Raw genomic sequence first — 12104 nt, 5'->3', positions numbered from 1 at the left:
AAGTGCGAACGGTGTTTCTAGATACACCTAAATCACGCGCGATGCGGCGGATACTTTGTCCTTGCTGATGTAAAACGTGTATTTCCACTAGTTGCTCCTGATTGATCATAATCCGCCGCTTTGTCCATTTTACGAACGGATAGTTTGCCTCAGGTGGGTCAATTTTAAATCGACGTTAGTGGGTCATTTTTACATCGGCGCTGACAGTATTGCTCAAAGAGAGCTTGCCATTCTTGGTTAGAACGTCGTTTTGCCATTATAAAATCTCCTTTTGGTTGGAGACTTGATCTTATTATTCGTACTTGGCGATTAGAATGCGGGGTTTATGGCGCGCTTACGATCAACATTTGTGATTTCTCTAATTAAATCTGTAAGAAAAATTATGTCCTATAGACATGATTTTTTCTTACAGATTCACACAAACTGCGTAGACGCAGTGCAGTGTACTTCTTATAGATCTGATCTTATTTATACTTACGTATAAATAAGATCTATAGAGGCATGGTTGTTAACCGTAGATTAAATGAAATTTACGGTTAACAAGCGTAAATTGGTTTAAATTAACCGTAAAATCCTTTGAGACAACCGTAAATTTAAAGGTATTTTTGGTTGGTTAAGGGAAAATCTCTTTAAATCAACCCAAAATTTAGCAAAATTTACGGTTGGTTTAGGCATGGATTCTACGGATTCTCATCATTCATAAAGACCAGATCAAATATATCAAGGTTAACAGCCGTTGGTTTTTTTGAAGCCTCTGTAAGAACGTTATTCATTACTTCCTTATCAACTTCTACATCACCAACCTCATCCTGCATCCTGCTTACGAACTTCTCACGCTGCTTGGTTTTGCTCGCTAAAGATGGTTCTATGATCTTTTCGTTTTTCCCGAAAACAGCGGCATTAATTAGTAAGTTATCATGTCTACTGATAGTTATTGGGTTAGCTGACGTAAATGCTTGATCTGGTTTGATATAGTTGTGTTTTGTATGCTTAATACAAAGTCGCTCCTTTTTGTCCTGAGCTTTTGGTCTGTCTGTGTACAAAAATATATGGAATTTAGATTCTGATTGAGATGTAGATAGTCCAGAGCCGCCAGTAGAATTAACGTCATCTAGTTTCCCTGACTGAACTTTCGTTAAGTGGTGATTGATCAGTATGGCAACATCAGCTTTTGAAGCTATATCGTTCATTGTTTGACGGAACAAAGAATCACCTTTTACTTCATCCCATGCTCCTAAAAGACCACGCGCAGTATCAAGAACCACTAAGTCGAAATTTTTCGCGGCTTCGATCAAATCTTTTACTGGTTGGTAAAGTTCTTCAGAATGAGATTGATTAGCAAAAATATGCAATAACGGAGAAAAATTATTGTAATATGCGAAGTTTTCTTCAATAAGCTGGCATTGGTGCTCTGTTAAGACGGAACTATGTGAAATGATTCTAGTGTTCGTGTTCGCTAATTTATCCTCATAAGGCACATAAAGAACCTTCTTGGGCTTAGCATGATCAGGAATCAAACCAATAAATTTGGTAGCGGTCACGGCCTCGTAACATAATGAAAGACTTAAATTCGACTTACCCAAGTTAGGAGGACCGAGCAAAAAGCCGAATTCGCCTTTGCCTAAACCGACAAATACCTCTTCAATTACTTTGTCCCGAGTGTGCTCTTTTGCTTTTGCAAATGAGAAAGGAACTACAAAGGGGCTAGTCATTTAAAACTCCAAATTGCTCTTTTGGTACTAAGCTAACATCGATGACCTTAGTACCACGATCGTTGTAGATAAGCTTGACTCGACAATTCAAGCAATCCTCAATAATCTCTTTCGTGCCAGGCGCAGCGAACTCACGCAAAGTCCCATTTACTTTACTAGTTATATATTCAGTGCCTTGGTAAGCCTTTGTTTGGTAGTATTCTTTTATGAACGTTTTTATAGATTTCTTCACAATAAAAGAAGTTTTATTACTGTGCAGCCATTTCACAAAGTCAAGTAAGTTTCCTTTGTTGGTTAGTCCTGCAAAAGTACTGATAAATTTTTTACGGTTAACCGTTGAGTCCATACGTAACGATTTGATATACCCTGCCCCAACACCAACGATTAAATGTGTGTAGAAATCACTTTTCAATTGGTTTCTCTGTCTCTCACGACCTGCCAAATTGGTGAACGGATAGTAAAAATTTTCCAAAAGCTTAAATTTTGGTTCGGTGCCAGGATAAGCATCCTCTCCATCTTCATTCAAAAATTTCAAACGGAACTCTGTTAATCCAAGACGATTCAGTCTTTTTCGGAATGTTGATCTGTTTGGGTTGTTATTAGCTATTGGTATGAGTGGGAATAACTTATCTATGTTTACGCAGTAGTAAAAATAGTTGTTGCTAAACACGTATTCATTGAATTTAGCCTTGGTTTCTGTGCATGAGAAAGAGTTATCAAAATTGAAGGAGCCAGGATTGCGCTTGTTTTCCAAAGTTGCGTAATACTCGATGATGTTCCCAAGAGTTTGGTTTCGAACCAATTCTTGTGGAAGCATTTTGCCAATCGCAATGATACTATCTAGTACATGCCGATCACTGGTATCTACTATTGAACCATAAACATCAGCTGCAATAGATGCAAAAGGCCGATTGGCGTTAAACCAAGGCTTCTGAATTTCTGTGCCGTAAATCGCACCACCAGTGATTACATCTGTCACCTTGTCATGGTTAGTAAGATCTTGTGCAATTTTCTTGTTGACGTTACCGTCAAGAAACAGGGCATCGAAAAGTGTGCTAACAACCTTGATCGGTAAGCATTTACTAGAAACACTGATATCGAGGCTCATTTCCTCATCTTCTGTGTCTACAAGCATCCACTCGCCAATGTCGGGTACTGGATATTTACTCATTATTGATCCTCAAAAAGCTATGTTACTTTAGCGAACTCTTATCACTCAGATTAATAACAACGCTAATGCACATCGCAATATGAATGAATAGCAAGTATTCGTTTATGCGTTGCTGAACAAAACAACAATCAGGCAAAAACATTTTTGCTATTTGTACCTGAACATGGGTGCGTCTTCCTCACTTTGTGCTGTCATTCCAGAATAATAGTACTAGACTACTATGTGTTAACCGTAAATTTTTTTAAATTTATTGTCATTCAACTGTTTCTAACCGTTAATTTAGCAAAATTTACGGTTAGTCGCTATCTTTTAACCATAAATTAAATGTAATTTACGGTTGTTAGCGCGTAATAACCATAAATCTTAAATGTAAGAAATCTGAATGTTTCATTACAGGGATTGTAGCGCCTTAATTCATGTCAAAATGAGGGATTCCGTCTGACCATTCCTATGACTAAGATAATCAAACGTCACTAAGCTTCCCTGAAAATCATGTCGCAACCTAGACGCTGATATGGGCGGCCGCTTTAGATATCGACCGAGGTAAGTCATGGTGGGCGTCACGTTAGCCGTTTTCTTTGCAAAGTGCAGCTTCCATCGGCGGCAATATTGGCTGGTTAAAAATCGGGACCAATCTAGATTATTGCGAATAAAAGGGCAGTCCTCTCCACTAAAATCTAACTCTGCGTAATGGGAGGTGAGAAGTTGAGTGATGGTGGTACGCCAATACTTCTCAGTGGTCTTAGCTTTAAAGAAAATAGGTTTCCACAGGCCAGTTCTCTTACATAAGCCCTCGCGCGTGACAGATGAGTGGATGTGTATATTCCAATTCAGCTTTCTGCCGTAGGTATGAAGTGCACAGAACACTCCAATATCGATATCCAGTTGCTTTGTCCATCCTAAGAAGATTTTGGCTGCACAGCTAAAGAGATGATTGAGAAGAAAGCGATTATCCCGAAAGATTGGCCATAGCGTATGTGGAGGCGTTAACGTAACGTGTTGATACTCACACTCAGGAAAGACATGTTGTTGCTTTCGTATCCACCGCTCTGTCGCGTTAATACCACAGCTGCTGCAAAAGTGAGATTTACACGTCTGGTGAATGTATTTGTGATGGGTGCATTCAGCATGACTGCATCGATATTCTTTAGAGCCAAAAGCAGCGGTACTTGGGGTCTAAGATGCAACGGAACGATAAACTATGATAAGGGTTCGGCAGTGTTCCGATGTTGATTGAGATAGTTTAGCCAATTATCGTTGGCATTGAAGAGTTGTTTGATGGGCTTATTCGGAAACATGGCCTATAGGATAAACGATTCCTGTAAAGCACCCTAGTCGGTTGAGTCTCTTTGTTTTCGGTCGTAGGCCGCTCAGGCGACACCGTCGCCGGTTCTTGACGTTTAATATCTCAATCAATGACAGCATGAAGAAGCCAGTTAACCAAAGTTGGACATTCATTGCATCGATGGCAGCGTAGTTACTTTTACTACCGTCAATCACCATCTTGTCGGGGAGACTATGTTGAGCTATCGCCTTATCCAGAAAGGCTTTCGCAGCAGTCTCATCGCGATTATAACTGAGGTCGTAATCAATGACTTCGCCAAATTTATCGAAAGCTCGATAGTAGTAGATCCATCCTCCTTTTACTTTGATATAGGTCTCGTCCATACGCCATGAGCTAGATACTGGCTTCTTTATACGTCTTGCCTTGTGCTCTAGGATTAGGGCAAATCTTAACCGATAACGCACGTTTTTGCGACAGAACCCCAAGTTGCTTGATATCTCGTCAAGTACCTTGAGCGATTACATTCGACGTCATGACTTGCGAAATGTGGTTTCTAATAAAGACCTTAAATAGAGTGCGCTTCCATTGTAGGTGTTTAAAAAGGTGTACTTTACGGACACCTATCAAAAAATAATGGCCGAGGAAGGGCCGATGGGGTTAAAACGAATCAATAAGCCTTTCAAACGAAGTAAAAACCACATACCAGAGCACGCAGAAGATAAGATTATCGAACTGACATTGCAGAATCCTCACCTCACATTGATGCAACTGATGGTGGCATTAAAAGAACACAATATCACAGTGAGTATCGGTACGATTAAAAAATCTGGAAGGAAGAAAAACTCAACACCAGAGAGTTGAGGATTAAAAGATCACAGTCCCTGAACATCGAGGTGTAAGGTAAAAAGCATTAATCTTAACTATAATGTAAGAGCATGACAGAATCGGTTGGTACTTATCCCGTCATGTTCCCTCAATAATGACATTCAGGAGCTCTTTCTATAAATTAACTTTGGCTGACAGGGCTGAGCTACACAAGTACAACCCCCATTGTCCCCAGCTAAACTCTGCAAACCAGACCTCATACTAACTTTCTCTTAAACCAATTTAACGCATATTTACCCATTAAAGGTTTAATTACTCATTTGGTTGTTATATAGTTAAAGGAAGCGATTAAGGCACTAAGGACACTTCATGACCACCATCATCGATTCATTGGAACTTGTATGCGAACGTATGCTACAAGAACAGGCCGATCTCAAGGCTGTCATTAAAGAGCGTATGCAAATCAAAGTAACCGACAAGGAAGTTGAAGGCAGCGTTGATCGCTTGATCTACAACCATTCACTAAAGAAGAAAGAGCTTCAAGAGCTGTTTGGTTTATCGCGTGTGACGTTCAATACTCGAATCGATGAAGCGACAAGGCAGGGCGTGATTGGCGCACCGATTATTCAAGGCCGCACTCATCTATATAACCGATTTGATGTGGCGAGCATGATGGACTTCATGGACTTCCCCAAGTACAGCCAACGCTTTGAGCCGACCACTGTGGTGGTCGAAAATCATAAAGGTGGTACGGGAAAATCGACAACAACCGTCACCTTAGCGACCGCTGCTGCTCTCGACCTTAGCCTCAACGCGCGCTGCCTAGTGATCGATTTAGACCCACAAGGCTCAACTGGGCAAAACCTCATTCACCAAGCCGATGATGAATCGGTGTACATGACAGCGGTCGATATTGCGCTGGCTGATTTAGAACCAGAAGGGGATTTCTCGCAGTACCTTAATGATTTTGGTTACGAAGAACTGGTTAAAGCGATTCCATTCAAAACGCACTTGCCAAACCTCGATGTAATTCCAGCGTTCCCATCGGACGAACGTTTTGTGGATAGTTATTGGGGACAAGATGAGGCAGGGCAGCGGCAACTTGTGAGCGTATTGCGCGGAAAAATCTTGCCAGTACTGAAAGAAGAGTACGACCTGATTTTCATTGATACGCCGCCTCAAAATTCGCCAATCCTATGGGCGGTGAATGAAGCTGCTGATGCCGTGCTCATTCCTGTCACGCCACGAGAGTTCGATTTTTCATCGACCAGTAATTACATGGCCACCATGCCTGGTACGTTCAGAGCGTTGCCATCTCAAGGTGAAAACCTAAAGTGGGTGAAACTTCTTCCGGTGAACTTTGATGAAAAGAGTGCTCACGAGGTGAAAGTGTTCGACAAGCTACTGCGTGCAGCGCAAGGGCACTTACTGTCTACCGCAATTCGACACTCTGAAGCGTTTGTCGCGTCTGCAGAGAGTAGCCGAACTGTACTGGATATTCGCAAGTCAGAGCAAGTCTGCAGCGGTAAACAGTTCGATTTGGCGATGACGTCTGTTAATGCGGTCTATCACCAATTCATCACCGAAATTAAGCAGCTAGCAACGAAGGGGGTATAACATGTTACGACCACAAGATAAGCGCACCGGTTTTAACCAAGGCAATCAACTGGGAAAACGTATAAAGTCCGAAAGCCCCAAAAAAGTCTTCACTTTCGCCAGCGGAAAAACCACAACTGCTGAGCGTGTGATTGTCAAAGCCAATGAACTGGAAAGTAAAACGGCGATTCACCCGCTGAACCCACGTTGCCAAGAATCTCTTACTTTAGACTCCGTGCGTGACATTTGGCCGAGCATTCAAGAAGAGGGCGTACATACTGAAGGTGTCGCCACCAAAGATGAGCAGGGCACTTATCTGCTCCTCGATAGCTCACGGCGCCGCTTCACCTGTCTCCAGGCTAAGAAAGACTTACCATTATGGGTGATTGAAGGGGATGTTGATAAGGCCGATCTAACCTCTTTCATTAGTACAACTCAGTCTGTTAAACGCCTGTCTTACCGCGAGTTAGGAGCAGATTACTCAAGCATTATGCAAGAGCAAGGTTTCACTAAGATTGATGAGCTTGCCGCACACCTCAACATTGGTCGCGAAACGTGTCGCAAGCGCTTCAGTGCAGCAGCAATTGACCAACGCATGATCGAGGTCTTCCCAGATTGTGAAGGTATTCCAAATGGCTACTATGCCAAGCTTGCTAAAGCTGAAAAGCAATTAGTGAAAGAGAATACCGCTGTTTCGCGCTTTATCAACTCACTTAAATTTAATCTTGATGATGCAGAGAACGTGGAAGATAAACAGAAGCTCGTACTCGCAGCGATAGAAGCTAAGCTTGCGAAGAAAGAAGCTAAGACTTCTTGGAAAACCGAAGCTATTGCGAAATTTGAGGATAAGAACCAATACGCGAAGGTTTCTCGTAGCAGCGACAAGCGTGGTTTGAAGATTGAGCTGAGTCGGTTGCCCGCTGAGATGTACGATGAAATCGTTCAATTTGTCGCGGAAAAAATTAATCAGAATTGATACTTAACGGCATTATAGGCTGGAGCGTTTTTTTTGGGGACAACGGGGGTTGTCCCGCGATGAGACTGCAGCGAAAGCCTTTCTGAATAAGGCGATAGCTCAACATGGTCTCCCCGACAAGGTAGTGATTGACGGTGATAAAAGTAACTACGCTGCCATCGATGCAATGAATGTCCAACTTTGGTTAACTGGCTTCTTCATGCGGCTTTGTTGGCGTAATTCATTTCTGAAGTAGATCAGACGCATTTCGTTTGTTCGTTAGCCAACACGGCAAGTTTTAGGCATACCAAGCCCTGTAAGCTTGTTCAATACTTTGATCATCGCGTAAGTTTCACCAACTTGTGCGTTGTAATTTCTTAGACTTATACCCTTTCAACTTGAAGATGCAGGCTTGAGAACCTGAAAATTATCATTAATTCGAGATGTCAAAGTAACTGCGATCTCTGGAAGAGTCTGCGCCCGAGCAATAGAGCCACATAAAACATTGTTTATCTTCCTTGAGGACATTGAGCGGCGTTTCATCCGCCTGAACCACCACTTGTTGAAGTAAGTGCCCAGTCAGACTGGAGCAGATCAGTTTTCACATTTCAAATCTCCTCACGGTTGGAGACTTGTGTAAAACGCCAAAGCCAGAGTAAGCTTAACAAGAGTAGCAGTTCATTGCTCCCCCCCCCACCTTTGGTGTTTATATTCTCTTGATATGTAAAGTCAACTGATGACACTCTAATATCCATATCTACAGTACCAACTACTCCCCCTCTCTCAAAAATCACTCGACCCAAATAGTTTTTATCCCGATTATCAACCTGAAGATGAATAACAGTCCCTTCAACGTTATGATCTAACAGCAAGTCCGTCTCAATAGAAAGTATTGAAATATCACAACTATCTAGCTGGATATAATTACATAAATCAAACGATACTTCATGATTTGTCTGAATATTACTAGAATAATAATGAGAGTACACAATAATCCCTGCTAGTTTTAACGGCCGTTGCGCATAAACGATGTAGCCAGGATCATCAATCGAACCATTACGCACTCCGTCACCATCATAGACACCACCATCACGAATTGTCACCTCTAAACAATTCGCACCTAAAAGAACCTCTTCTTGATACAATTTTGAATTAGGGGGAGGACAAAAACCCAACTCTCCTTGTGCGTAGCGTAAATTGTTTCCCTCTTCTGACGTATCAAAGTCGAACCACCCTCTTGCTTCTGTATACTTTCTAAACGAACCACCGCTACTTAGTGGTCTCATTAGTGGTAATACTATCGAGATACTCTCATCCTGAACATTTGTTACCAAGAAGTTACTGAGTACACTGTTATTAAACTCTTCCTCATAAGATACATCTATTGGAATGCTGGCAATAGATAAGGCTTTTGAACCTTCCACATAAGGACTATATGTATCATATGCTTCCGATAGATAGCCTAGCTTGAGGCAACTACCAGAAGAAGATTGCAATACAAAACCGCCTGTTTGAGCTCGCTCATTGTCGATTACCTGAGTTTCACATCCATTGACTGCATCAATGTAATCAGGAATGAGGTCACCGTCGTTGTCTAACAAACCTTCAGCTAAATCTGGAATACCATCATTATCACTATCTTTATCCATCGTTAAAACAATTGTATCTGTAACTCGAAGGTCAACACTAGCATCTATTGATCGCTCCTCTCCTAAATCACTCGCTTCCACAAAAAATCTATAGCGGCCAACTTTTAAAGGAAGATCAAACAATAGTTGTTGAGTATGATCTACTTCCCCGATAGTCGTTTTTTCTTCAGAATCGTAAGCATAAGACCATAAAACCTTAGTGGGAGTATCTAAGTTATCTATGGATGCTATTAAATATAGCGCCTCAGAATTGGAAACGGGAACAATACTTCTGGGCTCACTATTCTCATTCTCAATATGAGCGGTAATAATAGGTTCAGGTTCAGATTCTTGAATAAGCAGGGTTAGTTCATTTGTCGGCCCTGCATTTACTTCACTACTTAGTTTAAGTACCAAACGTTCCTCATTTTCTACCAACTCATCAGCTATCACATCAAATACAAGGTCGCCTTCTAACCCTGAGGTAATAACAACATTTTTTGTTTGAGGTAATGAGTGATCACTAGAGTTAGTTGTAGATAGTGTTTCATCAACTAGCACAGGAACTGTGACCGGATAATCTGGAGAAGGACCATTTAGGTGCACTTTCACTGAAGCTTGATGACCTTCATAGATATACTTGCCTTGACCTAGCGTCACAAGAGGTTGAACTCTAAATAATTGCCCTACTAGTTGGCTTTGTCCTGTATTCACATCGTCACTCTGCCAATACACGACATGCTTACCAGGGCGTAAACGAGGTTGATTGCTGGCAATTGATACAGGCAATGGATTACCAAGAATATCTGTTGCTTTAGGTGACAGCCCGATAATAGGGGTAAATAGCTCTGTAGCTAATATATCGACGGGTTCTATGTCGATAAATCTAGGACTACTTTCAGGTAGGCTTTCTGCATTAACAAGCAATATCACATATTTTCTTATATCGCCACTTGGTGAAGTGACTTCATATTCAATGTACAATTGCTGTGGCAAGTCTTCTGGAGCCTTATAGATCAATGTATTCTCTACGTTGCTAATACTGCCCAAGAATACGGATGCATCCGTAATTAATCCACCATTCGCAAGAGTTGAAGGAATGAATTGGTAAACTTGACCTCCAACAACTTCAGTAAAGCCACCTTCTGTAAACTCTATAACGTTAAGATCGAAATTATTTTTGTCGTCTGCAATACCATCCCCATCAATATCAAATGCTTTCAGAGGATCAAGTGGATACATATCATTTTCATTGATGACGCCATCTCCATCAATGTCCTCATCCCACTCGTTTAGAATGCCATCACCGTCCATGTCTCTCGCGACTTTAATACCCGTTCGACTTAATTCAAATACAACTTCTGAAACAGAATTAGTAATGGCAGTATGTGTTGTTAAACCACTCTCTCCAATCGCGCTATTTATAAAATCTATGTTATCCATATCTACGGAATAGATACCAACATTTCTATAGTCCATGACTGCAGGCTCTAGATTTGTATTATCGAGCACAAAAGCCAAAATTGTATTAAAGCTTGTGACTAGTTTTAGAATGTCATTGACTGTGGTCAGCGATTGACTGTCCACTCGTCCATTCACTTCACTCACATTATTAGCATCAACATCAGTAACGCCCACTACCGCATAATCAATCACGCTTGGTGCGGTTTGGGTATTATCAGCAGCATAACTTTGAATAACATTGACACTATCAGTTAACGTCTGAATATCAGACACAGTGGTTAATGATTGGCTTTCCACTTGCCCGTTGACTTCACCGAGGTTATTGGCATCGACACCAGTAACGCCCACTACTGCGTAATCAGTCACGCTTGGCGCGGTTTGGGTATTATCTACCGCGTAGTTTTGGATCACTGTTAGGCTATCGATAAGTGTTTGTATCGAGGCAACACTGGTTAGTGACTGGCTGTCAACTTGTGCATTCATTTCCGCTAAATTGTTGGCATCCACACCAGTCACGCCAAAGTCGGCATAATCACTCACTGATGGTGCTGGCTGCGTATTATCAGCAGCATAACTTTGAATTACATTGACACTATCAGTTAGCGTCTGAATATCAGACACCGTGGTCAGCGATTGACTGTCCACTTGTCCATTCACTTCACTCACATTATTAGCATCAACATCAGTAACGCCCACTACCGCGTAATCAGTCACGCTTGGTGCTGTTTGGGTATTATCAGCTGCGTAACTTTGAATAACATTGACACTATCAGTTAGCGTCTGAATATTAGACACAGTGGTCAATAATTGGCTGTCCACTTGCCCGTTGACTTCACCGAGGTTATTGGCATCGACACCAGTAACGCCCACTACTGCGTAATCAGTCACGCTTGGCGAAGTTTGAGTGTTATCGGCAGCGTAAGTTTGAATCACATTAACGCTATCGGTTAAGGTCTGAATCGCAGCCACTGTAATCAGTGATTGACTGTCCACCTGACCATTCACTTCATTAAGATTAGTGGCATCAACACCAGTCACACCGATGTCAGCATAGTTGGTCACCGTTGGTGCGGTTTGGGTATTATCAGCGGCATAGCTTTGAACGATCGCTAAGCTATCAACCACTGTTTGAATACCTGCTACTGTGGACAATGACTGGCTGTCAACTTGTGCATTCATTTCCGCTAAATTGTTGGCATCAACACCAGTAACGCCTACCACCGTATAGTCGATCACGCTTGGCGCCGTTTGGGTATTATCTACCGCGTAGTGTTGGATCACTGTGAGGCTATCGATAAGTGTTTGTATCGAGGTAACACTGGTTAGTGACTGGCTGTCAACCTGTGCATTAATTTCCGCTAAATTGTTGGCATCCACACCGGTAACGCCAAAGTCGGTATAATCACTCACCGATGGTACTGGCTGCGTATTATCGGCCCCGTAGCTTTGAATCACGTTGACGCTGTCA

General features: G+C 41.9%; 6 protein-coding genes and 6 pseudogenes. 4 read left to right on the top strand and 8 right to left on the bottom strand.

Annotation, left to right across the window (positions count from 1 at the left end; genetic code table 11):
• The 5 genes and pseudogenes from VTH8203_RS10030 to VTH8203_RS10010 all read right to left on the bottom strand — a co-directional run.
• Window positions 1-109: helix-turn-helix domain-containing protein (locus VTH8203_RS10030; RefSeq protein ID WP_158296112.1), on the bottom strand; the 109-nt coding region annotated here is incomplete at its 3' end.
• 571 nt (window positions 110-680) lie between these two features.
• Window positions 681-1712, bottom strand: a complete 1032-nt coding sequence (locus VTH8203_RS10025) for an AAA family ATPase (protein ID WP_096993549.1) — start codon at window positions 1710-1712, stop codon at window positions 681-683.
• Window positions 1705-2883 carry a hypothetical protein gene (locus tag VTH8203_RS10020; RefSeq protein WP_096993548.1) on the bottom strand — a complete coding sequence of 393 codons (1179 nt, stop codon included), beginning with the start codon at window positions 2881-2883 and terminating at the stop codon, window positions 1705-1707. The genes VTH8203_RS10025 and VTH8203_RS10020 overlap by 8 nt, the downstream gene beginning before the upstream one ends.
• Window positions 2884-3300: 417 nt before the next feature.
• A pseudogene (locus VTH8203_RS10015) lies at window positions 3301-4181 on the bottom strand (IS91 family transposase); the annotation flags it as partial.
• 94 nt (window positions 4182-4275) lie between these two features.
• Window positions 4276-4578, bottom strand: a pseudogene (locus VTH8203_RS10010) (DDE-type integrase/transposase/recombinase); the annotation flags it as partial.
• A gap of 208 nt (window positions 4579-4786) precedes the next feature.
• Between VTH8203_RS10010 and VTH8203_RS10005 the strand changes: the two are divergent.
• The 4 genes and pseudogenes from VTH8203_RS10005 to VTH8203_RS09990 form a co-directional block, all read left to right on the top strand.
• Window positions 4787-5067: pseudogene (locus VTH8203_RS10005) on the top strand (helix-turn-helix domain-containing protein); the annotation flags it as partial.
• A 295-nt stretch (window positions 5068-5362) separates the two neighbouring features.
• On the top strand, window positions 5363-6610 hold the full coding sequence (locus VTH8203_RS10000; RefSeq protein ID WP_096993547.1) for a ParA family protein: 1248 nt from the start codon (window positions 5363-5365) through the stop codon (window positions 6608-6610).
• A 1-nt stretch (window position 6611) separates the two neighbouring features.
• On the top strand, window positions 6612-7565 hold the full coding sequence (locus VTH8203_RS09995) for a ParB family protein (protein WP_096993546.1): 954 nt from the start codon (window positions 6612-6614) through the stop codon (window positions 7563-7565).
• A gap of 52 nt (window positions 7566-7617) precedes the next feature.
• Window positions 7618-7758 (top strand): annotated as a pseudogene (locus VTH8203_RS09990) (IS6 family transposase); the annotation flags it as partial.
• Window positions 7759-7823: 65 nt separating this feature from the next.
• On the opposite strand, the pseudogene VTH8203_RS09985 reads toward VTH8203_RS09990, so the two are convergent.
• The 3 genes and pseudogenes from VTH8203_RS09985 to VTH8203_RS09980 form a co-directional block, all read right to left on the bottom strand.
• Window positions 7824-7931: pseudogene (locus tag VTH8203_RS09985) on the bottom strand (IS5/IS1182 family transposase); the annotation flags it as partial.
• A gap of 82 nt (window positions 7932-8013) precedes the next feature.
• Window positions 8014-8127, bottom strand: a pseudogene (locus VTH8203_RS24500) (IS66 family transposase); the annotation flags it as partial.
• Between the two features lie 25 nt (window positions 8128-8152).
• On the bottom strand, window positions 8153-12104 hold a 3952-nt coding region (locus VTH8203_RS09980; RefSeq protein ID WP_158296111.1), incomplete at its 5' end, for a hypothetical protein.

The sequence above is a fragment of the Vibrio thalassae genome (assembly GCF_900089835.1).
In the GTDB taxonomy this organism is placed as follows: Bacteria; Pseudomonadota; Gammaproteobacteria; order Enterobacterales; family Vibrionaceae; genus Vibrio; species Vibrio thalassae.
This window is presented reverse-complemented; position numbering and strand designations above follow the sequence as displayed.